The 23686-nt window shown below is 67.8% G+C and carries 26 protein-coding genes; 16 read left to right on the top strand and 10 right to left on the bottom strand.

Annotated features, from left to right (window positions below; genetic code table 11):
• Window positions 1–1162, bottom strand: a 1162-nt coding sequence (locus DXK93_RS02260; protein WP_119449251.1) for a DUF748 domain-containing protein, incomplete at its 3' end; no start/stop codon positions are given.
• Between the two features lie 171 nt (window positions 1163–1333).
• Here DXK93_RS02260 and moaC point away from each other — a divergent pair.
• The 5 genes from moaC to glp are packed head-to-tail and all read left to right on the top strand — an operon-like array spanning window position 1334 to window position 4271.
• The gene (gene moaC / locus DXK93_RS02255; protein WP_042794830.1) at window positions 1334–1822 is read left to right on the top strand and encodes a cyclic pyranopterin monophosphate synthase MoaC; all 489 of its coding nucleotides are present in this window, start codon (window positions 1334–1336) and stop codon (window positions 1820–1822) included.
• On the top strand, window positions 1803–2054 hold the full coding sequence (locus DXK93_RS02250) for a MoaD/ThiS family protein (protein WP_054451574.1): 252 nt from the start codon (window positions 1803–1805) through the stop codon (window positions 2052–2054). The genes moaC and DXK93_RS02250 overlap by 20 nt, the downstream gene beginning before the upstream one ends.
• Before the next feature lie 5 nt (window positions 2055–2059).
• Window positions 2060–2527 carry a molybdenum cofactor biosynthesis protein MoaE gene (locus tag DXK93_RS02245; RefSeq protein ID WP_054451575.1) on the top strand — a complete coding sequence of 156 codons (468 nt, stop codon included), beginning with the start codon at window positions 2060–2062 and terminating at the stop codon, window positions 2525–2527.
• Window positions 2528–2540: 13 nt separating this feature from the next.
• Window positions 2541–3062 carry a molybdenum cofactor biosynthesis protein B gene (gene moaB, locus DXK93_RS02240; RefSeq protein ID WP_054451576.1) on the top strand — a complete coding sequence of 174 codons (522 nt, stop codon included), beginning with the start codon at window positions 2541–2543 and terminating at the stop codon, window positions 3060–3062.
• A 3-nt stretch (window positions 3063–3065) separates the two neighbouring features.
• Window positions 3066–4271, top strand: a complete 1206-nt coding sequence (gene glp / locus DXK93_RS02235; protein ID WP_119449249.1) for a gephyrin-like molybdotransferase Glp — start codon at window positions 3066–3068, stop codon at window positions 4269–4271.
• Here glp and mobA read toward each other — a convergent pair.
• Genes mobA through DXK93_RS02220 form a run of 3 tightly spaced genes read right to left on the bottom strand, consistent with a single transcriptional unit; the run spans window position 4256 to window position 7072 of the window.
• On the bottom strand, window positions 4256–4870 hold the full coding sequence (gene mobA, locus DXK93_RS02230; RefSeq protein ID WP_255423275.1) for a molybdenum cofactor guanylyltransferase MobA: 615 nt from the start codon (window positions 4868–4870) through the stop codon (window positions 4256–4258). The genes glp and mobA overlap by 16 nt on opposite strands.
• Window positions 4863–5957, bottom strand: coding sequence for a GTP 3',8-cyclase MoaA (moaA, locus tag DXK93_RS02225; protein ID WP_119449253.1), 1095 nt, complete (start codon window positions 5955–5957; stop codon window positions 4863–4865). Before moaA ends, mobA begins: the two co-directional genes overlap by 8 nt.
• Window positions 5958–5992: 35 nt before the next feature.
• Entirely contained in the window at window positions 5993–7072 is a 1080-nt protein-coding gene (locus DXK93_RS02220) for a substrate-binding domain-containing protein (RefSeq protein ID WP_054451578.1), read from the bottom strand.
• Between the two features lie 140 nt (window positions 7073–7212).
• Here DXK93_RS02220 and DXK93_RS02215 point away from each other — a divergent pair, with 140 nt between their 5' ends.
• The 7 genes from DXK93_RS02215 to DXK93_RS02185 all read left to right on the top strand — a co-directional run bounded on the left by DXK93_RS02215 (window position 7213) and on the right by DXK93_RS02185 (window position 16368).
• Window positions 7213–7770 (top strand): formate dehydrogenase subunit gamma, encoded by a 558-nt coding sequence (locus DXK93_RS02215; protein WP_054451579.1) that lies wholly within the window; start codon window positions 7213–7215, stop codon window positions 7768–7770.
• Window positions 7767–9338 (top strand): NADH-quinone oxidoreductase subunit NuoF, encoded by a 1572-nt coding sequence (locus DXK93_RS02210; protein WP_054451580.1) that lies wholly within the window; start codon window positions 7767–7769, stop codon window positions 9336–9338. Before DXK93_RS02215 ends, DXK93_RS02210 begins: the two co-directional genes overlap by 4 nt.
• A 13-nt stretch (window positions 9339–9351) precedes the next feature.
• Window positions 9352–12228 (top strand): formate dehydrogenase subunit alpha, encoded by a 2877-nt coding sequence (gene fdhF / locus DXK93_RS02205; protein ID WP_054451581.1) that lies wholly within the window; start codon window positions 9352–9354, stop codon window positions 12226–12228.
• Between the two features lie 29 nt (window positions 12229–12257).
• Window positions 12258–13079, top strand: a complete 822-nt coding sequence (gene fdhD, locus DXK93_RS02200) for a formate dehydrogenase accessory sulfurtransferase FdhD (protein ID WP_119449248.1) — start codon at window positions 12258–12260, stop codon at window positions 13077–13079.
• A gap of 18 nt (window positions 13080–13097) precedes the next feature.
• Window positions 13098–13355: a formate dehydrogenase subunit delta gene (locus DXK93_RS02195; protein WP_054451583.1), complete on the top strand. Its 258-nt coding sequence runs from the start codon at window positions 13098–13100 to the stop codon at window positions 13353–13355.
• Window positions 13356–13463: 108 nt separating this feature from the next.
• Complete coding sequence (locus DXK93_RS02190; RefSeq protein ID WP_054451584.1) at window positions 13464–15131, top strand: OFA family MFS transporter; 1668 nt, start codon at window positions 13464–13466, stop codon at window positions 15129–15131.
• A gap of 118 nt (window positions 15132–15249) precedes the next feature.
• Entirely contained in the window at window positions 15250–16368 is a 1119-nt protein-coding gene (locus DXK93_RS02185) for a class I SAM-dependent methyltransferase (RefSeq protein ID WP_054451585.1), read from the top strand.
• Window positions 16369–16405: 37 nt separating this feature from the next.
• On the opposite strand, the gene DXK93_RS02180 is transcribed toward DXK93_RS02185, so the two are convergent.
• Genes DXK93_RS02180 through DXK93_RS02170 form a run of 3 tightly spaced genes read right to left on the bottom strand, consistent with a single transcriptional unit; the run spans window position 16406 to window position 18226 of the window.
• Window positions 16406–17092, bottom strand: coding sequence for a DUF1345 domain-containing protein (locus DXK93_RS02180; RefSeq protein ID WP_119449247.1), 687 nt, complete (start codon window positions 17090–17092; stop codon window positions 16406–16408).
• Between the two features lie 34 nt (window positions 17093–17126).
• Window positions 17127–17651 (bottom strand): chromate transporter, encoded by a 525-nt coding sequence (locus DXK93_RS02175; protein WP_054451587.1) that lies wholly within the window; start codon window positions 17649–17651, stop codon window positions 17127–17129.
• Window positions 17648–18226, bottom strand: a complete 579-nt coding sequence (locus tag DXK93_RS02170) for a chromate transporter (protein ID WP_054452241.1) — start codon at window positions 18224–18226, stop codon at window positions 17648–17650. The genes DXK93_RS02175 and DXK93_RS02170 overlap by 4 nt, the downstream gene beginning before the upstream one ends.
• A gap of 124 nt (window positions 18227–18350) precedes the next feature.
• Between DXK93_RS02170 and DXK93_RS02165 the strand changes: the two genes are divergently transcribed.
• From DXK93_RS02165 to DXK93_RS02150, 4 genes are all read left to right on the top strand, one after another.
• Window positions 18351–19271 carry a LysR substrate-binding domain-containing protein gene (locus DXK93_RS02165; protein WP_119449246.1) on the top strand — a complete coding sequence of 307 codons (921 nt, stop codon included), beginning with the start codon at window positions 18351–18353 and terminating at the stop codon, window positions 19269–19271.
• Between the two features lie 47 nt (window positions 19272–19318).
• Window positions 19319–20122: a glutamate racemase gene (gene murI / locus DXK93_RS02160; RefSeq protein ID WP_119449245.1), complete on the top strand. Its 804-nt coding sequence runs from the start codon at window positions 19319–19321 to the stop codon at window positions 20120–20122.
• 141 nt (window positions 20123–20263) lie between these two features.
• On the top strand, window positions 20264–20689 hold the full coding sequence (locus DXK93_RS02155; protein ID WP_054452244.1) for a universal stress protein: 426 nt from the start codon (window positions 20264–20266) through the stop codon (window positions 20687–20689).
• A gap of 16 nt (window positions 20690–20705) precedes the next feature.
• The gene (locus tag DXK93_RS02150) at window positions 20706–21134 is read left to right on the top strand and encodes a universal stress protein (RefSeq protein WP_119449244.1); all 429 of its coding nucleotides are present in this window, start codon (window positions 20706–20708) and stop codon (window positions 21132–21134) included.
• A 16-nt stretch (window positions 21135–21150) separates the two neighbouring features.
• Here the strand turns inward: DXK93_RS02150 and DXK93_RS02145 are convergent, their stop codons facing one another.
• The 3 genes from DXK93_RS02145 to DXK93_RS02135 are packed head-to-tail and all read right to left on the bottom strand — an operon-like array spanning window position 21151 to window position 23485.
• Window positions 21151–22527, bottom strand: coding sequence for a sensor histidine kinase (locus DXK93_RS02145; RefSeq protein WP_119449243.1), 1377 nt, complete (start codon window positions 22525–22527; stop codon window positions 21151–21153).
• Window positions 22524–23186, bottom strand: coding sequence for a response regulator transcription factor (locus tag DXK93_RS02140; protein ID WP_054451592.1), 663 nt, complete (start codon window positions 23184–23186; stop codon window positions 22524–22526). Before DXK93_RS02140 ends, DXK93_RS02145 begins: the two co-directional genes overlap by 4 nt.
• The gene (locus DXK93_RS02135) at window positions 23186–23485 is read right to left on the bottom strand and encodes a PepSY domain-containing protein (protein WP_223283490.1); all 300 of its coding nucleotides are present in this window, start codon (window positions 23483–23485) and stop codon (window positions 23186–23188) included. The genes DXK93_RS02140 and DXK93_RS02135 overlap by 1 nt, the downstream gene beginning before the upstream one ends.
• Between the last annotated feature and the right edge of the window lie 201 nt (window positions 23486–23686).

The raw sequence follows: 23686 nt of genomic DNA, 5'->3' as shown, positions 1-23686 counted from the left end.
AGATGTGTATAAGAGACAGCGCCTTGGTCGGGTCCAGGCCGCTGGCCTTGCGCAGCTTGTCGGCCACCGGCGTGGCGGTCGGCTCCACGCCGCCCAATCGTTTCAACCCGGCGACCACGTCCAGCCAGTTCAGGTTGGCATTGGCGTAGCGGCGCACATGGATCTGCGGCGCCCACAGGCCCACCTCGCCCACATAGGCGTGGCGCGCAATGGGCTCCAGTTCCAGGCGGGTGACCGTCAGCGCGCTCCAGGCGACGAGATTTGCGCCAGCGGTGTCGCGCAGGTCCAGCCGCCGCAGGCCAAGGTCTCCGACCACGCGGATCTTGGGCGGCGCGTCCTTGGGCTGCTCGAACACCACTTGCAGGTTGGAATCCAGCAGCGCGCTTTCCACCTTGAACGGCAGCGGCATGGGCCAGACGTCCGCCCACTTTTCCAGTTGCAGCCCGTTGAAGGCCACGCGCAGCGTGGACGAGGGCACCTTGTCGAAGGGGCGCGCCACGCCGTTCAGATCAAAGGGGCTGCCGTTGATGCGCAGATGCACGCGCGGCTGCACATCGATGTCGGTGGCGTAGCCGAACGTGGAGATGAACGGCACGCCCACGCCCAGCTCGTCGACCACCTGCTTGCGGCCGGTGACCTTGTCATCCAGCGTGATCGTGCCATTCTCGATCACCATATTGTTCAGCGAGAAGCGCGGCAGCCCTTCGTCCGGCTTGGGCGGTTCTTCGGGCTGGGCGGCCGTCAATTCGGCCACTCGTTGCTGAATATCAGAGAAATTGAAGCGCGTGACGTCCTCGCGGACGATGGCGATGTTAGGCTCGCGCAGCGTCATTCGATCGACGACCGGCGCAAACCAGAACAGGGAAGTCCAGGCCGCGCTGACGTCCAGCTCGGCCAGCGTCAAGAGCGGCGTCTGCGAATCGGGCTGGGCCACGGCCAGGTCGCGCGCGCGGACGGTCAGCGTGAAGGGATTGAAGCTGATGTCGCCGACGGAGACGTCCCGCCCGATCATCTTGGAGACGTCCTGCACCAGGACGTTGTGCAGCACTTTGGGGACTTGCCAGGCGGCAACCCCGAAAAGGATCAGTACGAATGCCGCAATACCCAGAAGAATCTTGCCGACCCGGCGGGTTAACCGAAGCTTGGGCATCCGCAAGGGCATTGCGCGTCTCCTGATACGAATTGAAGGACGAGCGTTTCCGTCCTTCTAATGACTACAGGCGCGATTATCGCGCCCCCTGCACCGCTCGTCTATCATAGGCGTATCGATGGGCCGATCCGGCCAGCCGGGACCGCCCTTTTCAATCATTAACAATTATCGCTCCCGATTCCCATGTCCACGCCCACCCCAACCTTGAGCCACCTGGATGAAGCCGGGCAGGTCCGCATGGTCGACGTCATCGCCAAGACCGACACCGAGCGCGTGGCGATCGCCACCGCCAGCGTGCGCATGAACGCCGTCGCCTATGGCCTGCTGACCCAGCCGGGCCAGGGCAAAGGCGAAGTCCTCAACACCGCCCGCGTCGCCGCCATCCTGGCCGCCAAGCGCTGCGCCGACACCATCCCGCTGTGCCACAGCCTGCCGCTGGCCTTCGTCGGCGTCGAGTTCGCGCTGGACGACGCCGAACACCGCATCGACGTGCTGGCCACCTGCCGCACCAGCTACAAGACCGGCGTGGAAATGGAAGCCATGATGGCCTGCAGCGTCGCCGCGCTGACCATCTACGACATGTGCAAGGCTGCCGACAAGGGCATCGTCATCGAGCAAGTTCGCCTTAAGTACAAGGCAGGAGGAAAAAGCGGTGAATGGCGCAACGATTAATCTTCTCTACTTCGCGCGCGTGGCCGAACTGGTCGGCAAGCGCTCCGAAGCCTGGCCACTGGAAGGCGAGTCCACCGGCGCGCAGTTGCTTGCCGCGCTGGGCGAACGCTACCCCCAGCTGGCGCCCTCCGCGCGCCTGAAGCTGGCCATCAACCAGACCCACTCCAAGCCGTCCGCGCCCATCCGCGCGGGCGACGAGGTCGCGGTATTCGAACCCGTCACCGGAGGTTGAACGCCATGATCAGCGTCCAGGAAGCCGACTTCGACGGCGCCGCGCTCACGGCCGCGCTGCGAGAGAGCGCCGGCCCGGGCGTGGGCGGCATCGTCACGTTCGTGGGCTATGTGCGCGACTACGCGCCCGACACGCCCACCGACACGCTCTTTCTCGAACACTACCCAGGCATGTGCGAACGTGAACTGGAAGAGATCGCCGCGACCGCCCGCGCGCGCTGGAACCTGGCCGGCACGGTCATCGTGCACCGGGTGGGCGCGCTGCACCGCAATGCCCAGATCGTCTTCGTCGCGGCGGCCAGCGCCCATCGCGGCGACGCCTTCCGCGGCTGCGAATACATCATCGACGCGCTCAAGACGCGCGCGCCCTTCTGGAAGCGCGAAACCCTCGCGGGCGGCAGCAGCTTCTGGGTGGAGCAACGCCAATCCGACCAGGACCGCACGCAGTCCTGGGATGAAGACACCACCGCCTAGAAGAGGAAAATCCATGAGCGACGAAAGCCTTGTTTCGCTGGCCTGCGCCGTGCTTACGGTCAGCGACACCCGCAGCGCGGGCGACGACACCTCCGGCAATCTGCTGGCCCATAGCCTCGCGCATGCCGGCCATCAGTGCGTGCGCCGCGACATCGTCAAGGACGACATCTATCAGATCCGCCGCATCATGAGCGACTGGATCGCCGATCCCGAGGTGCAGGTGATCCTGACCACGGGCGGCACGGGCTTTTCGCATCGCGACCACACGCCCGAGGCCATCATGCCCCTGCTGGACCGCGAGATTCCCGGCTTCGGCGAGCTGTTCCGCCAGATCTCCTATACCGAGATCGGCAGCTCCACCATCCAGTCGCGCGCCTTTGCCGGCTCGGCCAACCAGACGCTGATCTTCTGCCTGCCCGGCTCGAACAACGCCTGCGAAACCGCCTGGGCGCAGATCATCCGCGAGCAGCTGGACAGCAGTCACCGCCCCTGCAATTTCGCCACCCATTTCAAGCAACGCGAAGAAGACAACTGACCCATGCTGGATTTTGATCAAGCCCAGACCCTGCTGGCCAACGCCGCGGGGCCGCTGCAACGCAGCGAAGAGGTGAGCCTGGCCGATGCCGCCGGCCGCGTGCTGGCCGCCGATCTCACCGCCACCGTGGACATACCGCCTGCCGACAACAGCGCCATGGACGGCTATGCGCTGCGCGTGGCCGACTGGGGCGCCGGCGTGCGCCTGCCCATCCAGCAGCGCTGCTACGCGGGGGAAATGCCGGAACCTCTCAAGCCTGGCCACGCCATCCGCCTGTTCACCGGCAGCCTGATTCCCGAAGGCGCGGATGCGGTCGTCATGCAGGAAGACACCACCGAAGCCGACGGCCAGGTGGAAATCTCGCGTGCGCCCAAGGCCGGCCAGCACATCCGCCGCCGCGGCGAAGACACCATGGCCGGCGCGCCGCTGCTGGCCGCGGGCACCGTACTTGAAGCCGCCCACGTGGCGCTGATGGCTTCGCAAGGCCTGGCCCGCGTGCAGGTGTTCGGCCAGTTGCGCGTGGGCATCCTGACCACCGGCGACGAGCTGGTGCTGCCCGGCCAGCCGCGCGCGGCCGAGCAGATCTACAACTCCAACGGCCCCATGCTGGCCGCCCTGGCGCGCGGCATGGGCGCCCTGCCCGTGCACGTGCTGCACGCCCGCGACACCGAGGCCGACCTGCACGCCGCATTCAAGACGCTGCTGGCCGATTGCGACCTGGTGGTGAGCGTGGGCGGCGTGTCGGTGGGCGAACGCGATCTGGTCAAGCCCGCGCTGGCCTCGCTGGGCGGCGAACTGGCGCTATGGAAGGTGCGCATGAAGCCGGGCAAGCCGGTGGCGCTGGCGCAGATCGACGGCAAGCCCGTGGTCGGCCTGCCCGGCAACCCGGTGTCGGCCTACGCCGTGTTCACCCTGCTGGTGACGCCGCTGATGCGCCGCATGCAGGGCCGCGAAACCTTGTTCCCGCCGACCAGCCTGCTGCCGCTGCGCACCGAGCATCCGCGCCAGGACAGCCGCGAGGAATTCCTGCGCGTGCAGCGCCGTCTGGCCGACGACGGCAGCGCCGAACTGGTGCCCTACGGCCATCAGGGTTCCGGGGTGATCAGCTCGCTGCCCTGGGCGACGGGCCTGGCCCGACTGCCGGCCGACGTGCAAGTGCAGGACAAGGACCGGGTCGCCTACTACGACCTGCGTCACTGGCTGGCGTAGCGCTCGGCCCGCGCCAGTTCATCTGGCGTGTTGACGTTCATGAAGGCATCGGGCGCGTCGTCGAAGCTGGCTTCGACCGCGCCCATCCTCGCCTGCCACAGCCCCACCTTGCGGTCCCCGGCCCGCAGGTACGCCAGCAGATCGGGCAATAGCGACGTGCGCAAGGCCATGCAGGCCGAATGGCGCTGTCCGTCCGCCACCGCATAGGCCATGGGCGCATTGGCGGACTCGGCCGCGCGCACCAGGCGCGCTGCCAGATCCTTGGGCAGGAACGGCGTATCGCAAGGCGCCACCACCAGCCAGGCCTCCTGGCGTGCGGCCTCCAGGCCCGCGGCAATGCCCAGCAGCGGCCCTTGCCAGGCGCCCAGATCGGCTTCGCCGTCCTGCACGACGGCGCCGTAGCGGGCATAGAGATCCAGGTGACGGTTGGCGCTGATGACGAGGCGCGACACCTGCGGCGCCAGGCGGCGCGCCACGTGCGCCACCATGGGCTCGCCGCGCAACACGACCAGGCCCTTGTCCTGTCCGTTCATGCGCGCGCCCTGGCCGCCCGCGAGGATCAGGCCGGCGATGCCCTTGCTGGCAAACGCTTCAGCCACCGATGTAGCTCATCTCGATCTTGCGCGCCGGGTCGGCCATGTTGCGGCCGCGCAGCTCGGAATAATGGTCGTTGCGCCCCGCCCAGATGCCCGCGATGATGCCGGCGAGTTCGGCGTCGCTGGCGCCGTCGCGCAGCGGTGCGCGCAGGTCGTAGCCGTCGTGCGCGAACAGGCACAGGAAGAGCTTGCCTTCCGGCGACAGGCGCGCGCGCGTACAGCCGCCGCAGAAGGCGTGCGTGACGCTGGAGATGACGCCGATTTCGCCGCCGCCGTCCAGGTAGCGCCAGCGTTCGGCCACGCGGCCCATTTCGCCGCTGGCCACGGGTTCCAGCGGATAGGCCGCGCCGATACGGTCCAGCACTTCCTGGCTGGGCACCACCTCGGCCAGATTCCAGCCGTTGGTATTGCCCACGTCCATGTATTCGATGAAGCGCAGGATGTGGCCTGAATGGCGGAAGCGTTCGGCCATGGGCAGGATCTGCCCGTCGTTCAGGCCGCGTCGCACCACCATGTTGACCTTGACCGGCGCGAGCCCGGCCTCGGCCGCGGCGTCGACGCCGCGCAGCACGTCGTCGGGCGTGAAGCCGCTGTCGCTCATGCCCTGGAACATGGCCGGGTCCAGCGCATCCAGGCTGACGGTGACACGCGTGAGCCCGGCGCTCTTGAGCGCCTCGGCCTTGCGCGCCAGCATGCTGCCGTTGGTGGTCAGGGTCAGGTCCAGCGGGCGGCCGGCGGGCGTGCGCAGGTCGGCCAACTGGCCCACCAGGTTCTCGATATGCTTGCGCAGCAGCGGCTCGCCGCCCGTCAGGCGGATCTTCTCCACGCCCAATTGCGTGAAGATGCCCGCCAGGCGGCTGATTTCCTCGAACGACAGCAGCGCCGAATGCGGCATGAACGTGTAGCTGCTGTCGAAGACTTCGCGCGGCATGCAGTAGGTGCAGCGGAAGTTGCAGCGGTCCGTGACCGAAATCCGCAGGTCGCGCAAGGGACGCGCGCGCTGGTCCAGCGCGGGCTGTCCGTGCGGCGGCAGTTCGCCGGGCGCCAGCGGGCCGCTGCGGCGATCGGCAAGAAAGATCACTTTGCTCATGGGAGCATCATATCCCGGCGCATCGCGTTTCGCGCTCATGGAAAGGCCTCCTGCAGCGACTGCAGCCTGCCGGTGTCGCGGGCGTCGTAGCCCGCCAGCTGGCCGACGTAGCCGACGTAGTCCGGGCTGCGCATGATGGACAGCAGGTCGCGCATGGCCGGCGTCTCCAGCGAGGCCTTGCGGATGGCGAAGAAATAGCGTTCCCGCACCAGCGGGATGAAGTCCAGTCCGAAGCGGCAGGCGGCCGTTTCCACCCCCACGCCCGTGTCGGCCATGCCGCTGGCGATGTGCGCGGCAATGGCCATATGGGTGAACTCGTTGGTTTCGTAGCCCTGGACCTCGCTGATCGAGACCCCCGCCCGCTGCAGCATCAGGCCCACCAGATAGCGCGTGCTGGAGCCGATCTGGCGGTTGACGAAACGCACGTCGGGCCGCGCCAGGTCAGCCATGCCGCGTATGTGCTTGGGGTTGCCGGCGGTGACGAACAGGCCCGCATTGCGCACCGCCAGGTGGATCAGCATGTACTCGTCAGCATGCAGCCATTGGGCGTAGCGCTCCATGATGGGCGCTTCGAAATCGCCCAGCGGCACCTGGAAGCCCGCCAGGTCGCACTCGCGACGCTCCAGCGAGGCCAGCGCCTCGATGGCGGTGCGGTAGCGCAACTCCAGGCCCGGCTTGCGGTTGCCCATGTGCTGCATCAGCGACTCCACCGCGAAGCCGTGGCTGGCATGCAGCCGCAGATGCGGGCCGCTCTCGGGCAGCAGGCGCTCCAGTTCTTCCTGCAGTTCCGAGGCCATGCTGTCCAGCGTGGGCATCAGGCGCGCCTCGATGCGGCGGTTGGCCCACAGCAGGCGCTGCGCGAACGGCGCCAGCTGCGTGCCCTGGCGGCGGTTGGTGATGAGCAACTGCGTACCGAAGATTGCCTCGAAACGGCGCAGCACGCCCCAGGCATGCCGGTACGACAGGCCACAGGCGCGACAGGCCCCGGCAATATTGCCAGTGGCATCGATCGCGGACAGCAGCGCCAGCATATCCTGCAATGGCACGGGTGCCGGGTCGTCGTCTCCGCCCAGGGTCCATTGCGGCCGCAGGCCGATACGGAACTTATATGTCATTTATTTCTTATTGAAGACGGTGAATTACCCCGTTAGAGTACACAAATAACGCGGTTGGAGGGAGTTTTATATGTTTTTTAAAACATATAAAACCGAACAACATCCAACCCGGCACAACAGCAACACAGGAGGAGACCGACGTGCATCAGCGCGAGGCAACATCCGATCTGGCGTCCAGCGGCGGCGCCCGCGGCGGCCAGATGGCCCTGGACGCGGCCCAGGCGTCCCACACCCCGGCCATCGCGGCCACCGCCCGCATACTCGCCCGGCTGAAGGACCAGCCCGGCCCGCTGCTGCCCGTGCTGCACGCGGTCCAGCATGAACTGGGCTGTATTCCGGCCGCGGCGGTGCAGACCATCGCCGAGGCCCTGAACCTGTCCCGCGCCGAGGTCCACGGCGTCATCACCTTCTATCCGCATTTCCGCAGCGAACCCGCGGCGCGCCACACCCTGGAGGTCTGTCGCGCCGAAGCCTGTCAGGCCATGGGCGGCGAACATCTCGCCGCCCATGCGCGCACGGCGCTGGGCTGTGATTTCCACGCCAACAGCAAGAACGGCGATTTCACCCTGGAACCGGTGTACTGCCTGGGCCTGTGCGCCCAGTCGCCGGCGGTGATGATCGACGGGCGGCCCCATGCCCGCGTCACGCCGGAAAAGCTCGACCGACTGCTGGCCCGCACGCGGGAGGCGCAATCATGAGCTCCCCCATTGTCATCTACGTGCCGCGCGACGCCGCGGCGCTGGCCATGGACGCCGACACGGTGGCGCGCGACATCGAACGCGCCGCCGACGCCCGCGGTCTGTCCGTGCAGATCGTGCGCAACGGCTCGCGCGGCCTGCTGTGGCTGGAACCCATGGTCGAAATCACTACCCCGCAAGGCCGCATCGCCTACGGGCCGGTGCAGCCCGAAGACGTCGCCGCGCTGTTCGACGCCGGCTGGCTAAGTGGCGGCGAGCATCCGCTGCGCCTGGGCCTGACCGAAGAAATCCCCTACCTGAAGCACCAGGAACGCCTGACCTTCGCCCGCGTCGGCGTGACCGATCCGCTGTCCCTGCAGGACTACGCCGCCCATGGCGGCCTGCAGGGCCTGCAACGCGCCCTGGCCATGGAGCCCGGGCAGATCGTCGACGAAATGGTGGCCTCGGGCCTGCGCGGCCGCGGCGGCGCGGCGTTCCCGACCGGCATCAAATGGAAGACAGTCGCAGGCACCCCCGGCGACCAGAAGTACATCGTCTGCAACGCCGACGAAGGCGACTCCGGCACCTTCGCCGACCGCCTGCTGATGGAAGGCGACCCCTATGTGCTGATCGAAGGCATGACCATCGCCGGCCTGGCGGTGGGCGCCACCTACGGCTACATCTACGTGCGTTCGGAATATCCGCAAGCGATCGACACGCTGGAAGCCGCCATCGCGCGGGCGCGCAGCGTGGGCTGGCTGGGCGATGACGTGCACGGCAGCGGCCGCCGCTTCGACATGGAAGTGCGCAAGGGCGCGGGCGCCTACATCTGCGGCGAGGAAACCTCGCTGCTGGAAAGCATCGAGGGCAAGCGCGGCGTGGTCCGCGCCAAGCCGCCGCTGCCGGCGATCTCCGGCCTGTTCGGCAAGCCCACGGTCATCAACAACGTGATTTCTCTGGCCACCGTACCCATCATCCTGGCCAAGGGCGCGGCCTATTACCGCGACTACGGCGTGGGCCGCTCGCACGGCACGCTGCCGTTCCAGCTGGCCGGCAACCTCAAGCACGGCGGCCTGGTCGAAAAGGCCTTCGGCCTGAGCCTGCGCGACCTGCTGTACGGTTTCGGCGGCGGCAGCGCTTCCGGCCGGCCGCTGCGCGCGGTGCAGGTGGGCGGCCCGCTGGGCGCCTACCTGCCGGAATCGCAATGGGACGTGCCGCTGGACTACGAGGCCTACATCCAGATATCCGCCATGGTCGGCCATGGCGGCCTGGTGGCCTTCGACGACACCGTCGACATGGCGCGCATGGCGCGCTATGCGATGGAGTTCTGCGCCATCGAATCCTGCGGCAAATGCACGCCCTGCCGCATCGGCTCCACCCGCGGCGTGGAAACCATAGACAAGATCGTCGCGGGCGGCCCCGGCCGCGAGCAGCAGGTGCATCTGCTGCGCGACCTGTGCGACACGATGCTGGGCGGCTCGCTGTGCGCCCTGGGGGGCATGGCGCCCTACCCTGTGCTGTCGGCGCTGAACCACTTCCCGCAGGACTTCGGCATCGAGTCCTCCCAGTCTGCCGCGCACGCGGCCTGAACCCGAGACCGACATGCTAGAAACCGTCATCAAGCGCGATCGCGACCTGGGCACGCCGGCGCGCGAGTCCGCCGTAACCGTCACCCTGACCATAGACGGCCAGGAAATCACGGTGCCCGAAGGCACCTCGCTGATGCGCGCGGCCGCCGAGGCCGGCATCAACATTCCCAAGCTGTGCGCGACCGACAGCCTGGAGCCCTTCGGCTCGTGCCGGCTGTGCCTGGTGCAGATCGAAGGCCGCCGCGGCTATCCGGCCTCGTGCACCACCCCCGCCGAGAACGGCATGGTGGTCTACACCGAAACCCCCAAGCTGCACGACCTGCGCCGCGGCGTGATGGAGCTGTACATCTCCGACCATCCGCTGGACTGCCTGACCTGCCCGGCCAACGGCGACTGCGAGCTGCAGGACATGGCCGGCGTGGTGGGCCTGCGCAACGTGCGCTACGGCTACGACGGCGCCAACCATCTGAAGAGCGAAAAGGACGAGTCCAATCCGTACTTCACCTATGACGCGTCCAAGTGCATCGTCTGCAACCGCTGCGTGCGCGCCTGCGAGGAAACCCAGGGCACCTTCGCCCTGACGATCTCCGGCAAGGGCTTCGAGTCGCGCGTGTCGCCGGGGCAGGACCAGCCCTTCCTGGACAGTGAATGCGTGTCCTGCGGCGCCTGCGTGCAAGCCTGTCCGACCTCCACGCTGCAGGAAAAGACCGTCATCATGATGGGCCAGGCCGAGCACTCGGTCGTGACCACCTGCGCCTATTGCGGCGTGGGCTGCGGCTTCAAGGCCGAGATGAAGGGCCAGGAAGTGGTGCGCATGGTGCCCTGGAAGGACGGCCAGGCCAACCGCGGCCATTCCTGCGTCAAGGGCCGCTTCGCCTGGGGCTATGCCACGCACAAGGAACGCGTGCTCAAGCCCATGATCCGCAAGCACATCACCGACTCCTGGAAGGAAGTGTCCTGGGACGAGGCGATCAACTATGCGGCCTCCGAATTCCGCCGCATCCAGGGTCAGTACGGCCGCGATGCGGTCGGCGGCATCACCTCCTCGCGCTGCACCAACGAAGAAACCTGGCTGGTGCAAAAGCTGGTACGCGCCGCCTTCGGCACCAACAACGTCGACACCTGCGCGCGGGTCTGCCACTCGCCCACGGGCTACGGCCTGAAGCAGACGCTGGGCGAATCCGCCGGCACCCAGACCTTCGATTCCGTCATGCACACCGACGTGGTCATCGTGATGGGCGCCAACCCCAGCAGCGGCCATCCGGTGTTCGCCTCGCGCTTGAAGCGCCGCCTGCGCCAGGGCGCGCGCCTGATCGTGATCGATCCGCGCCGCATCGAACTGGTCAGTTCGCCGCACATCAAGGCCGACTTCCACCTGCAGGTGCGCCCCGGCACCAACACCGCCCTGCTGTCCTCGTTGGCCCACGTGATCGCCACCGAAAACCTGATCGCCGAGGACTTCGTGGCTGAACGCTGCGAAGCCAAGGCCTTCAAGGAATGGCGCGACTTCGTCTCGCTGCCTGAGAACTCGCCGGAAGCCATGGAAGAGATCACCGGCGTGCCGGCGCAGGCGGTGCGCGGCGCGGCGCGCCTGTACGCCACCGGCGGCAACGGCTCGATCTACTACGGCCTGGGCGTAACCGAACACAGCCAGGGCTCCACCACCGTCATGGCCATCGCCAACCTGGCCATGGCCACCGGCAACATCGGCCGCGAAGGCGTGGGCGTGAATCCGCTGCGCGGGCAGAACAACGTGCAGGGTTCGTGCGACATGGGCTCGTTCCCGCATGAGCTGCCGGGCTACCGCCACATCTCCGACAACACGGTGCGCGCGCAGTTCGAACAGGACTGGGGCGTGACCCTGCAGCCGGAACCCGGCCTGCGCATCCCCAACATGTTCGAGGCTGCGCTGGGCGGTTCGTTCAAGGGCCTGTATTGCCAGGGCGAAGACATCGTGCAGTCGGACCCCAACACGCAGCACGTGGCGGCGTCCCTCGCTGCCATGGAATGCATCGTGGTGCAGGACCTGTTCCTGAACGAAACGGCCAAGTACGCCCACGTGTTCCTGCCCGGCTCCTCGTTCCTCGAAAAGGACGGCACCTTCACCAACGCCGAGCGCCGCATCTCGCGCGTGCGCAAGGTCATGGAACCCAAGAACGGCAAGTCCGACTGGGAAGTGACGGTGGCGCTGTCCAACGCGCTGGGCTACCCCATGAACTACAAGCATCCCAGCGAGATCATGGACGAGATCGCGCGCCTGACGCCCACTTTCACCGGCGTCAGCTACGAAAAGCTGGACAAGCAGGGCAGCCTGCAATGGCCCTGCAACGAAGAAGCGCCCGATGGCACGCCCATCATGCACATCGACGAGTTCGTGCGCGGCAAGGGCAAGTTCATGATCACCAAGTACGTGCCCACGGACGAGCGCAGCACGCGCCGCTTCCCGCTTCTGCTGACCACGGGCCGCATCCTGTCGCAGTACAACGTGGGCGCGCAGACCCGGCGCACCCCCAACGTCATGTGGCATGGCGAGGACGTGCTGGAACTGCATCCGCAGGACGCCGAGGACCGCGGCGTGAAGGACGGCGACTGGGTCGGCATCCAGAGCCGCGCGGGCGAGACCGTGTTGCGGGCCACGCTGACCGACAGGGTGCAGCCGGGCGTGGTATACACCACCTTCCATTTTCCCGAGTCCGGCGCCAACGTCGTCACCACCGACAGCTCCGACTGGGCCACCAACTGCCCCGAATACAAAGTGACGGCCGTGCAGGTCACGCGCGTGTCGCAGCCTTCGGAGTGGCAACGCCAGTGGTCGCGCTTTGCGGACATCCAGCAAAAGCTGCTGCGCGAGCGTTCGCGAGAAAGCGAGGCGGCGCTGACCGGGAAATAACCGCCAGCCCGAAACGCCAGGACGCCGACATGCCCACGCCACCGCCTTCCCGCCCCGATTGCACGCAGGTACAGGTCACCCGCGTGCGGGGCGGTGTCCTGGTCCCCGAGGTCGAAACCGACTCCGTGGCCGAGGAAACCCCGGTGGCGCTGGAGTTCAACGGCATCAGTCACGCCACCATGCTGGCCACGCCGGCCGACCTGGAAGACTTCGCGGTCGGCTTCGCGCTGTCCGAAGGCATCGTCGACGGCATCAGCGACGTGCGCGGCATCGACCTGCTGCCGCAATGCGACGGCATCGTGGTCCAGCTGGAAATTTCCACTGCCTGTGAAGTGCGGCTGAAGTCCCGCCGCCGCGCCATGGCCGGGCGCACCGGCTGCGGCCTGTGCGGCGTGGAAACGTTGCCCGAAGTGCTGCGGCCTGTCGCGCCCGTCACCAACGGCTCGCCCGTGCGCATCCAGGCCGTGCTGGCCGCCATGCGCGACATGCGGGCGCGCCAGGCGCTGCACGACATCACGGGCGCCACCCACGCCGCCGGCTGGGCGGGCGCCGATGGCGCCGTCGCGCTGGTGCGCGAGGACGTGGGCCGCCACAACGCGCTGGACAAACTGATAGGTGCACTGGCACGCCAGGCCATGCATGCTGGCGACGGCATCGTGGTGGTGTCCAGCCGCGCCAGCTTCGAAATGGTGCAGAAGACCGCCGCCGCCGGCGTCGGGGTGCTGGCATCCGTCTCCGCACCCACCGCGCTCGCCATCCGCCTGGCCGATGAAGCCAACGTCAGCCTGCTGGGTTTTCTACGCGGCGACGACGCCACACTGTACTCACACCCCCAACGCATCATCTCCTGAACCGGACTTCACGCAAGCATGGAAATCGGCAACCTGATCCGCATGGCCAACCGCATCGGCCAATTCTTCGAAGCCATGCCCGACCGGCCCGAGGCCCTGGAGGGCGTGGCCAACCATATCCACAAGTTCTGGGAGCCGCGCATGCGCAATGAGCTCCTGAACTTTCTCGAACAGAACCCCGACGGCGACGCCGGCGGGGAACGACTGCACCCGCTGGTGCTGGAAGCGGTCACCCAGAACCGCCAGCGCCTCACACCGCTGGCCCGCGTGGCGTAACGCGTCGGCGGCAGGCAAGACGGCAGGAACAATCACAAGAAAAGGCGGCGGGACCGGCCGGATGCCGGACCACGCGCGCCAACGAGCGGCCCCCAAAGAGGAGACAACATGCAAAGCACTGCCACGCTGGACCTGCCCGGTTCGAAGCCGGGTTTTTTCGATAAGGAACGCACCATCGCCGGACCGGGCTTCTCGCGCTGGCTGGTTCCCCCGGCCGCCTTGGCCATCCACCTGTGCATCGGCATGGCCTACGGTTTCTCGGTGTTCTGGCTGCCGTTGTCCAAGGTCGTGGGCGGCGCCAAGCCGCTGGCCTGCCCCGCGGACATGAGCCTCGCAGCCGAGCTGTTCGCCACCAACTGCGACTGGAAGATCTCGACCATGGGGTGGATGTACACCCTGTTCTTCGTGCTGCTGGGCTGCTCGGCCGCGCTGTGGGGCGGCTGGCTGGAACGCGCGGGCCCGCGCAAGGCGGGCGTGGTGTCGGCCCTGTGCTGGTGTGGCGGCCTGGTCATTTCGGCCATCGGCGTGTACCTGCACCAGATGTGGATGCTGTGGCTGGGCTCGGGCGTCATCGGCGGCATCGGCCTGGGACTGGGCTACATCTCGCCCGTGAGCACGCTGATCAAGTGGTTCCCCGACCGCCGCGGCATGGCCACTGGCATGGCCATCATGGGCTTTGGCGGCGGCGCCATGATAGGCGCGCCGCTGGCCGACCTGCTGATGCGCCACTTCGCCACGCCTGAATCGCCGGGCGTCTGGCAGACCTTCCTGACCATGGCCGCGGTGTACTTCGTCTTCATGATGTCGGGTGCGCTGGGCTACCGCGTGCCGCCGACCGGCTGGAAGCCCGAGGGCTGGACCGCCCCGGCCAAGCATGCCGGCAACGCCATGATCACGAAGGGCCATGTCCATGTGCAGCGCGTCTGGGGCGTGCCGCAGTTCTGGCTGGTGTGGTGGGCGCTGTGCCTGAACGTCACGGCCGGCATCGGCATCCTGGGCATGGCCTCGCCGCTGCTGCAGGAAGTGTTCGGCGGCGGCCTGATCAACCAGCCTGAACTGGGCTACTCGCAACTGGACAAGAGCCAGTTGGCGGCCATCGCCGCCATCGCCGCCGGCTTCACCGGCCTGCTCAGCCTGTTCAACATCGGCGGCCGCTTCTTCTGGGCCAGCCTGTCCGACAAGCTGGGCCGCAAGACCACCTACTTCATCTTCTTCGTGCTGGGCTTCGCGCTGTATTCGGCCATCCCCTGGACCGCGCACATCGGCGCGCTGGCCCTGTTCGTGGCCGCCTTCTGCATCATCCTGTCCATGTACGGCGGCGGCTTCTCCACCGTGCCGGCGTACCTGGCCGACCTGTTCGGCACGCAGATGGTCGGCGCCATCCATGGACGGCTGCTGACGGCCTGGTCGGCGGCGGGCATCTTCGGACCGGTGCTGGTGAACTACATCCGCGAATACCAGCTGTCCATCGGCGTGCCGCGCGCCCAGGTGTACGACATCACCATGTACATCCTGGCCGGGATGCTGGTGCTGGGCTTTCTGTGCAACCTGGCGATCCGGCCCGTGAACCCCAAGTACTTCATGAATGACGAGGAACTGGCGCGCGAGAAGGCGCTGGCCCACGAACGCGCCGTCGCCACGGAAACGCACGGGGTCGGAACATCCGCGTTCCGCACGCCGGCGGCGCTGGTGGTGTTTGCCTGGGCTTGCGTCGGCATCCCCCTGGCCTGGGGCATCTGGATCACGCTGCAGAAGGCGGTGGTGCTGTTCCACTGAGCCCAAGCGGACGCCGCGACGGGGCGCGAAGCTGCTACATTGGCAGCCCGCGCCCCTTCTTTTTTGCTTTATCCATGACCACCCTGCCCCGCGCGCCCCGCCTTGCTGGAGCGACACGTTGACCGTCCCTGAAATCCGCTGGGAAGAAAACCAGACCCCGCACGCCGCCCGCTGGCGCTCCGAATCCGGCGCCGCGCCGCCCAAGCGCGTAGTGGTGGCGGACGACACCATGACCGCCGACATGGCCTACCGCCAGGCCTGCGAAGGTGTCGGCCTGCTGTGGCGCGGCGACTTCCAGAACGCGCGGCAACTGCTGCAGGCCATCACGCGGCGGGTCGACAAGCGGCCCCGCAAGCCCGTGGACAGCCTGCTGGACGCCTTCAACCAGCACCGCCAGATCCAGTCCCAGCGCGCCCGCATCCTGGGCATGCTGCTGATTCCGTTCGACGCCGGCCACGGCATTCCGCTGCGCCGCGCACCCGACGCCCGGCTCGCCTGCGAAGAGGCCCATGGCCCCGCCGAGGAGCCCTACGTCGCGTCGCTGCGCGAGCTGCTGGGCCTGATCGGCGCCTTCGAATGGCGCAAGAAGGGCGTGGAAATTCCCGCCCTGAATGCCCGCATCCATCCGCACTACGGCGTGTTCTCGCCGCTGCGCGGCGAGTACGTCGACCTGGTGGCGCGCACCCCGATGCCGCGTGGCAGCGTGGCCTTCGACATCGGCACCGGCACGGGCGTGCTGGCCGCCGTGATTGCGCGCCGCGGCGGCAAGCGTGTCATCGCGACCGACACCGATCCGCGCGCCCTGGCCTGCGCCCGCGAAAACCTGGAGCGGCTGGGCCTGTCCAAGCAGGTGGACGTCGAAGAAACGGACCTGTTCCCCGAAGGCCGGGTCTCCCTGATCGTGTGCAACCCGCCGTGGCTGCCCGCCCGCCCCAGCTCGCCCGTCGAGCATGCGGTCTACGACCCTGACAGCCGCATGCTGCGCGGCTTCCTGAATGGGCTGGCGGCGCATCTGACGCCCAATGGCGAGGGCTGGCTGATCCTGTCGGACCTGGCCGAACACCTGGGCCTGCGCAGCCGCGAAGCGCTGCTGGACATGATCAGCCAGGCCGGCCTGCGCGTGATCGAGCGCATCGACACCCGTCCCACGCACGGCCGCGCGCAGGACGCGAGCGACCCGCTGCATGCCGCCCGTTCGAAGGAAGTCACGTCCTTGTGGCGCCTGGGCGCAGCCTGACGCGGCCCGGCCTGGTGCAAGCCCCCGGGGCGCGGCTTCAAGCCCGCCCCGCCGCGACGTTCACGCTGATGGCGATGATGAAGACGTTGAAGAAAAAGGCGATGACGCTGTGCGTCAGGGCTGTGCGGCGCACTCGCCGGTTCACGATCTGCACGTCCGACACCTGGAACGTCATGCCCAGCACCAGCGCGAAATAGGCGAAGTCCCAGTAGTCGGGTTCATCGGTACCCGGGAAATCCAGCCCTTTGTGCATGGCGTTGCGGTGGCCGTAATAGCCATGCGCGTAGTGCAGCGCGAAGATCATGTTCATGTAGAGCCATGACAGGATGATGGTGACGGCGGCGGCCAACATGGCAAGCACGTCGCCCGCGCCGCCTTCCCCCCGCAGTTCGACCCACAATGCCATCATCACCATGCAGGACAGCGCCACGCTGCTCCACAGCACGCCGGTGCGCCCCACGTCCTGCTGCTGCGCATGCTGGCGCATGGCCGCCGCGCTGGTGCGGCCGAACACCCGCGCCGTCATCAGCAGGAACACAAGCGCCCCCGCATCGAATCCCAGCAGCAGCGCCAGCACCCAGGGCACGCCCAGGGCATACAGGCCGCCCGCCGTCACCAGCAGCAAACCAGCGCATCCGACCAGGCGACGATGCGCATGGAAAAACGGCAGGGCGGCGCCAGCGGCGGAGTCGTCCTCGGGCTCGAAATCCTTGAGCGGCGGCATGCGGCTGCTCCTTTTGGTGTGAGCAGCCCTAACGCTAACCGATGCCGAGCAAACCGACCAGCGCGCCGCCAAACAGCAGCCACAACGGATGGATGCGGGTGAAGCTGCCCAGCAGCGCCACCACAGCGGTAATGGCGCCCAACAGCCAGGTATGCACCGAGGCTTCGGTGATGAGCGCCGCGCTGGCCGCCACCAATCCCACCGTCATCGGGAAGATGCCCGCCTGGATGACGCCGCGCCAGGGCCGGTCCTTGAAGCGTTCCCACAGGCCCAGCGCGATCACAGTGATGATGGACGACGGGCCGAACTTGGCGATGGTGGTGACGAGCATGCCCAGGCCGCCCGCCACATGCCAGCCCACCAGCGTGACCACCATCAAATTGGGACCCGGGGCGGCCTGCCCCAGGGCGAACAGCGCGGAAAAGTCCGCCGCCGTCATCCAGCCATGCACGTCCACCACCTGCCGCTGCATCTCGGGCAGGATGGTGTTGCCGCCGCCGAACGCCAGCACGGACAGTTCGGAAAAGATCAGGGCCAGGGCGATCAGTGTGTGGATCATCGACGTTGCCTCCAGACCATCAGGATGCTCAGCGGCGTCAGCACCGCCATGGTGGGCAGCAGCGGAATGCGCAGCACGGCGATGGCAATGAAGCAGGCCGTGGCCACCACGCCGGCCAGCCAGTCGCGGCGCTTCACCACCGGCACCCCGATCTTCACCGCCATGGAAATCAACAGGCCCGCGGCCGCGGCCGCCAGACCGGCAAACAGGTGCTGGATGTGCGGATCGTTCTGGAAGCGGTCGTACACCATGCCCAGCAGCACCACGATGGCGGACGGCGCCAGGATCAGGCCCATCAGCGCCGCGAACGCGCCGCGCGGCCCGCGGAACTTCATGCCCAGCGCCACCGACAGGTTGATGATGTTGCCGCCGGGCAGGAACTGGCACAGGCCCAGCAGATCGGTGAACTCGGCGCCGCTGAGCCAGCGGTGCTTTTCGACGACCATGCGGCGCGCCAGCGGCAAGGCGCCGCCGAAGGCCGTCAGGCCGAGCATCAGGAAGCCATAGAACAATTGCCCGCACGTGGGCGGAGGCCGCAGATCGGCCTCGGAGGTGGAAGGTGCTGCGTTCATCATTTTCATGCCGGCGCCGCCGAAGCGGCGCGGAGTGGAACCAGGGAAGGACAACGAGATTGCAGCCTACTCTTCGCCTTGGATAATGTCTAATATATGACTATCTATATATTCATATCGGTTGAATATGGCATCTGTAGACTTGAGGCTGTTGCGCTACTTCCTGGCCGTGGCCGAGGAATCCCATCTGACCAAGGCCGCGGCGCGGCTGGGCATACGCCAGCCGCCGCTCAGCCAGCAGATCCGCGTGCTGGAGCAGGAACTGGGCGTGACGCTGTTCCACCGCCTGCCGCGCGGCATGGAGCTGACCGAAAGCGGCCGCGCGCTGCTGGACGACGCGCGCAATATCGTGGCCCTGGTGGACCAGGCCGTGGAAGGCGTGCGGCGCGTGTCGCAGGGCGAAGCCGGGCGCCTGACCGTGGGCTTCACCGGGTCCGCGGCGTTCCATCCCTTCGTGCCGTCCGTCATCCGCCGCTTCCGCGAAACGGCGCCCAATGTGCGGCTGGTGCTGGAGGAAAGCAGCACCGGCGAACTCATGGAGGCCGTGGGCGCGGGCCGCGTGGACGTGGCATTCATCCGCGGTCCCTATGGCCTGGGCCCGGGCGTGGTGGTGGAAACCGTGCTGGAAGAGCCCATGCTGGCCGCGTTTCCCGCCGACCACCCAACCGTCAAGGGCCGGCCGCGCAAGCGCATCGCGCTGTCGGAACTGGCCGACGAATCGCTGATCCTCTACCGCCGCCACAGCGGGCCAGGCCTGTACGACGCCATCATTGCGGCCTGCGGCGCCGCCGGTTTCAGCCCGCGCGTGGCCCAGGAAGCGCCGCGCATGCTGTCCACCCTGAGCCTGGTGGCAGCCGGCCTGGGCGTGTCGCTGGTGCCGGCGTCGCTGCGCCGCGTGAACATCGAAGGCGTGGTCTACGTCAACCTGGCCCAGCCCGCGGAACTGCGCGCGCCGCTGAACCTGATCTGGCGCGACGAAGCGCTCTCCGGCGCGGCCCGCAAGCTGATCGGCGAGGCGCGGCGGCAGCGCGAGGAATCGCCGGCCTGAGCGCGCAGCGCTACACTGCCCGGCACCCCGCACTCCGCATTGCAGCCATGTTCCCAGATTCACCCATAGGCATCTACGACTCCGGCGTCGGCGGGCTGAGCGTGCTGCGCGCCATCCGCGACGCCCTGCCCCACGAATCCCTGCTGTACGTGGCCGACTCCGCCCACGTGCCCTATGGCGAAAAAACGCAGGACTACGTCGAGCAGCGCGCCAGCACGATTGCCGATTACTTCGTGTCGCGCCAGGCCAAGGCCATGGTGGTGGCCTGCAATACCGCCACCGCGGCCGCCATCGCCCAGCTGCGCCTGCGCCATCCGCAACTGATCATCATCGGCGTGGAGCCGGCCATCAAGCCCGCCGCGCACCTGACCACGAGCGGCGTGGTCGGCGTATTCGCCACCACCGGCACTCTGGCCAGCCCCAAATTCGCCGCGCTGGTCCGGCGCGAGGCGCCCGAAGTCCGCATCCTGTTCAGGCCCTGCCCCGAGTGGGTACGGCTGGTGGAGCATGGCGTGCTCAGCGGCCCCGAGGCCGAAGCCGCGGTGCGCGCTCCCGTGGCTGAGCTACGCGAGGCCGGCGCCGACGTGCTGGTGCTGGGCTGCACCCACTTTCCCTTCCTGCGCGACGCGATCCAGGCGGCCGCTGGCGCCGACGTGCCGCTGCTGGAGACGGGCGCGCCCGTGGCGCGCCGGCTGCGCCACCAGTTGCAGGAACGCGGCCTGTTGCGCGCCGACGGTCCGGGCGGATTGCGCCTGGAGACCAGCGGCTCGGCCGAGGCATTGAGCACTCTCGCCGCACGGCTGCTCGGGCAGGCCCCGGCCGCGCACGTCCTGGAGCCGCGCTGGCGCTGATCCCGCGCCGAGTCCGCCGCCCGGCGGCGCGCGCTGATTGCGCCCGGTTTGATCCTGCGCATGACGCGCCTGTCCGATTCGGCGAATAATTCGGATACAGTGGACTACAACGCCGCCCGCGGCGCGCACAAGGAGACGCTCATGAAACGCATCCTGATCCCCGTGGACGGCTCGCAGCCCGCCGTCCATGCGGTCCAAGCCCTGCTCGACGCCCGCAGCTACGACCCCATCGAACGCGTGGAGCTCCTCACGGTCCAGATCCCGCTGAAAGCCGGCAAGATCGGCCGCGGCCTGTCGCAAGCCGAGATCGACGCCTATCACGAGGAAGAAGGCCGCAACGCGCTGCAGGCAGCCAGCGAACTGCTGACCCAGGCCGGCGTGCCCTTCCAGACCCACATCGAAATAGGCGCCGCCGCCGAGACCATCGTGCGCGTAGCCGGCGAATCCGGCGCGGACGAAATCTACATGGGCTCGCGCGGGTTGGGCTCGGTGTCGTCCTGGTTCCTGGGTTCGGTCGCGACCCGCGTCCTGCATCTGACGGAGTTGCCCGTCACCCTGGTCAAGTAACCGTCAAGGAGCATCCATGCTGAACATCCTGGTCCCTGTCGACGGCTCCGACAACGCCAACCGCGCCGTCCTGTACGCCCGCCAGCTCGCCCAAGGCGCCGGCGCCGCCCGCATCCATCTGCTCAACGTCCAGACGCCCGTGCAAGGCCGCGCGGGCCTGTCACGCCTGATCACGCAGGACATGATCGACGAGTTCTACCTGCGCGAAGGCCAGGAGGCCGCGGACGAGGCGCGCAAACTGCTGGACGTGACCGGCGCCGACTACACCAGCCACGTGGCGTTTGGCCACGCGGCCACGGAAATCGCCGGCTACGCCCAGGACCACGGCTGCGCCCGCATCGTCATGGGCACGCGCGGCAACGGCTCGCTGACGAACATCCTGATCGGCTCGGTCGCCAATCAGGTGCTGCAACTGGCCGAAGCGCCGGTGACGCTGGTCAAGTGACCCCCGGGCGCCGGCCTCAGGCGGCCGGCAGCCACAACGACACCCTCAAGCCGCCCAGCGGCGAACGCTCGGCTTGCGCCTGGCCGCCATAGGTGCTGGCCAGGTCGCGCACGATGTCCAGGCCCAGGCCCGATCCGGGACGCTGCTCGTCCATGCGCACGCCGCGCAGGAAGATGCGCTCGCGTTCCTCGTCGGCTATGCCCGGGCCGTCATCGTCGATCTGGATGAGCAACTGGCCCTGGCCGGCGGCGCTTGCGCTGACCTGCACCTGGCGCTCGGCCCATTTGCAGGCGTTGTCCAGCAGGTTGCCAACCATCTCCTGCAGATCCTGTTCTTCACCGCGGAATACCAGGCCCTCGGCAAATTCCGGCATTTCCAGCAGCAGTCCGCGCTGCGCATACAAGCGCTGCATGACGCGCAGCAGCCCCTCGATGGGTTTGCGCAGCGGTGTGCGGCTGTCGGCCGCGCCAGACGCGGCGGCGGCGCGGGCGCGCGCCAGGTGATAGTCGATCTGGCGGCGCGCCATGCCGACCTGCTCCTGTACCAGCGCCGCCAGCGGCCCTTCCTCGCGCGCCGCGGCATTGCCCAGAATCGTCAGCGGCGTCTTCACCGCATGCGCCAGATTGCCGGCCTGCGTGCGCGCGCGCTGCACCATGTCGGCATTGACGTCCAGGACGCGATTGAAGTCGTCGACGAGCGGCTGGATTTCGCTGGGAAAGCGGCCTTCGATGCGCACGCTGGCGCCCCCGTGCTGCCCGGCGAGCTGCCGCCTGAGCCTGGCCAGCGGCCGCAACCCGACCAGGACCTGGACCACGGCCGCCAGCGTCAAGCCTGCCGCCAGCGCGCCCAGCGAAATCAACAGCATGTGATTGAAGCGCTCGATCGGCTCCGCCAGCACCTGGCTGTCGGCCGCCACGATCAGGCGCAACGGCGCTGCCTCGGTCTCGGCCGGTTCCAGCGTGCGCGTCAAGGCGGTCAGCCTGTGCTTTTCCGGCCCCGCGATTTCATACACCCCGTCGGCGCTGTCCGCGGCGGGCAACTCCAGCACCTGATCCCAGAGCGAACGCGAGCGCGCCGCGCCCACGGCCGCCGGACGGCCCTGTTCGTCGAGCCGGTCGATTTGCCAATACAGGCCTGATAGCGGTTGCTCCAGGCGTGGATCGCTCAGGGGCGGCGAGACCACCAGGCGACCGTCCGGAGCCGTGTTCACCGCGGCCGTCAGCTGGTTCAGGTGCAGGGTCAGCTCGGCGCGCAGCTGCTCGGTGATGTGCTGGCGGAACAGGCTGCCCAAGCCCCAGCCGGCCAGCACCACCGTGACCAGGATCCAGGCCAGCGTGCCGGCCAGCAGGCGCCAGCGCAGCGAGCCGGGCGCGCGCGCGCGCTTCGGCATCATGCGGCGCAGGCCAGGCGGTAACCCAGGCCGCGCACGGTTTCGATGGTATCGGGCGGCAGTTTCTTGCGCAGCCGCGCGATGAACACATCGATGGTGTTGGAGTCACGGTCATTGTCCTGGGCGTAGACGTGCTCGGTCAGCTCGCTGCGCGAAATCACTTCGCCCGCGCGTTGCATCAGCACGGCCAGCACCTTGAATTCATGGCTGGTCAGGGACAGCGCCTGGCCGTCCACCGTGACCTTGGCCTGCCGCGTGTCCAGCATCAGCGGACCGCAGCGCCATTGCGCGCTGGCGTGGTTGCTGGAGCGGCGCAAGAGCGCCCGCACCCGCGCCAGCAGCTCTTCCATGTGGAAGGGCTTGGTCAGGTAATCGTCGGCGCCGGCATCGATGCCGGCGACCTTCTCGTGCCAGTTGTCGCGCGCCGTGAGGATCAGCACCGGCATGCCCTGGCCGCCCGCGCGCCACTGCTTGAGCACGGTGAGGCCGTCCATGACCGGCAGGCCCAGGTCCAGCACCACCACGTCGTAGGTCTCGACCGCGCCCATGTACTGGGCCGTTCCGCCGTCCGCGGCGGTGTCGACGGTATAGCCCGCTTGGCGCAAGGCATCGGCCAACTGCGTGGCCAGGGTCGGCTCGTCTTCAACCACGAGTATGCGCATCAGTGCTTGTCCCGGAATTGGATGTCGCGCCCCTTCACGCCCAGCACCTTGCCGTCGCGCGCGTCGATCTTCAGCTTGACCAGCCGGCCGCCGCTCTGCAGCAGCCGGATCTCGTAGATGAACTCGCCGTCGTCCTCTTCGAACTCGACCTTGACCACCTGCCCAGGATAGTCGCGTTCGACGATGTCCAGCACCGAACGCAGGGGCAGTACCTTGCCGGCCTGCAAGGCCTGGCGCGCTTGTTCGTGGTCGCTTTCATCGGCCAGGCCCGCGTTGGGGCCCGCGGCCAGCGCCAGCATCAGCGCGCCGCAGGACAGCCAGATTCGGGTACGGGTTCCTCGGGTCATGGTTTCTTTCGCATTCGGGGTCCGCCATAAGAGGCGATTGTCCGCCCAGTTATAGCGCCGGAAAAATGAACGGCACGTGAACGGCAGCTTCAGAATTGGTTCATCCGCACACCCGAATAATGCGGTCATGGTCGCCATTCCGGCAACCCGCAA

Origin of the sequence: Achromobacter sp. K91, from assembly GCF_003576205.1 — a bacterium.
Taxonomy (GTDB): domain Bacteria; phylum Pseudomonadota; class Gammaproteobacteria; order Burkholderiales; family Burkholderiaceae_B; genus Achromobacter; species Achromobacter aegrifaciens.
This window is presented reverse-complemented; position numbering and strand designations above follow the sequence as displayed.

Bases quoted from the DNA above. Each gene is read 5' to 3' on its own strand.
- DXK93_RS02220 (WP_054451578.1), bottom strand. From the start codon at position 7,072: ATGACATATAAGTTCCGTATCGGCCTGCGGCCGCAATGGACCCTGGGC.
- DXK93_RS02155 (WP_054452244.1), top strand. From the start codon at position 20,264: ATGAAACGCATCCTGATCCCCGTGGACGGCTCGCAGCCCGCCGTCCAT.
- moaC (WP_042794830.1), top strand. From the start codon at position 1,334: ATGTCCACGCCCACCCCAACCTTGAGCCACCTGGATGAAGCCGGGCAG.
- DXK93_RS02165 (WP_119449246.1), top strand. From the start codon at position 18,351: ATGGCATCTGTAGACTTGAGGCTGTTGCGCTACTTCCTGGCCGTGGCC.
- murI (WP_119449245.1), top strand. From the start codon at position 19,319: ATGTTCCCAGATTCACCCATAGGCATCTACGACTCCGGCGTCGGCGGG.
- fdhF (WP_054451581.1), top strand. From the start codon at position 9,352: ATGCTAGAAACCGTCATCAAGCGCGATCGCGACCTGGGCACGCCGGCG.
- DXK93_RS02180 (WP_119449247.1), bottom strand. From the start codon at position 17,092: ATGCCGCCGCTCAAGGATTTCGAGCCCGAGGACGACTCCGCCGCTGGC.
- DXK93_RS02145 (WP_119449243.1), bottom strand. From the start codon at position 22,527: ATGATGCCGAAGCGCGCGCGCGCGCCCGGCTCGCTGCGCTGGCGCCTG.
- DXK93_RS02195 (WP_054451583.1), top strand. From the start codon at position 13,098: ATGGAAATCGGCAACCTGATCCGCATGGCCAACCGCATCGGCCAATTC.
- DXK93_RS02170 (WP_054452241.1), bottom strand. From the start codon at position 18,226: ATGATGAACGCAGCACCTTCCACCTCCGAGGCCGATCTGCGGCCTCCG.
- DXK93_RS02210 (WP_054451580.1), top strand. From the start codon at position 7,767: ATGAGCTCCCCCATTGTCATCTACGTGCCGCGCGACGCCGCGGCGCTG.
- fdhD (WP_119449248.1), top strand. From the start codon at position 12,258: ATGCCCACGCCACCGCCTTCCCGCCCCGATTGCACGCAGGTACAGGTC.
- moaA (WP_119449253.1), bottom strand. From the start codon at position 5,957: ATGAGCAAAGTGATCTTTCTTGCCGATCGCCGCAGCGGCCCGCTGGCG.
- DXK93_RS02135 (WP_223283490.1), bottom strand. From the start codon at position 23,485: ATGCTGGCGCTGGCCGCGGGCCCCAACGCGGGCCTGGCCGATGAAAGC.
- DXK93_RS02175 (WP_054451587.1), bottom strand. From the start codon at position 17,651: ATGATCCACACACTGATCGCCCTGGCCCTGATCTTTTCCGAACTGTCC.
- DXK93_RS02150 (WP_119449244.1), top strand. From the start codon at position 20,706: ATGCTGAACATCCTGGTCCCTGTCGACGGCTCCGACAACGCCAACCGC.
- DXK93_RS02140 (WP_054451592.1), bottom strand. From the start codon at position 23,186: ATGCGCATACTCGTGGTTGAAGACGAGCCGACCCTGGCCACGCAGTTG.
- moaB (WP_054451576.1), top strand. From the start codon at position 2,541: ATGAGCGACGAAAGCCTTGTTTCGCTGGCCTGCGCCGTGCTTACGGTC.
- glp (WP_119449249.1), top strand. From the start codon at position 3,066: ATGCTGGATTTTGATCAAGCCCAGACCCTGCTGGCCAACGCCGCGGGG.
- DXK93_RS02190 (WP_054451584.1), top strand. From the start codon at position 13,464: ATGCAAAGCACTGCCACGCTGGACCTGCCCGGTTCGAAGCCGGGTTTT.
- DXK93_RS02245 (WP_054451575.1), top strand. From the start codon at position 2,060: ATGATCAGCGTCCAGGAAGCCGACTTCGACGGCGCCGCGCTCACGGCC.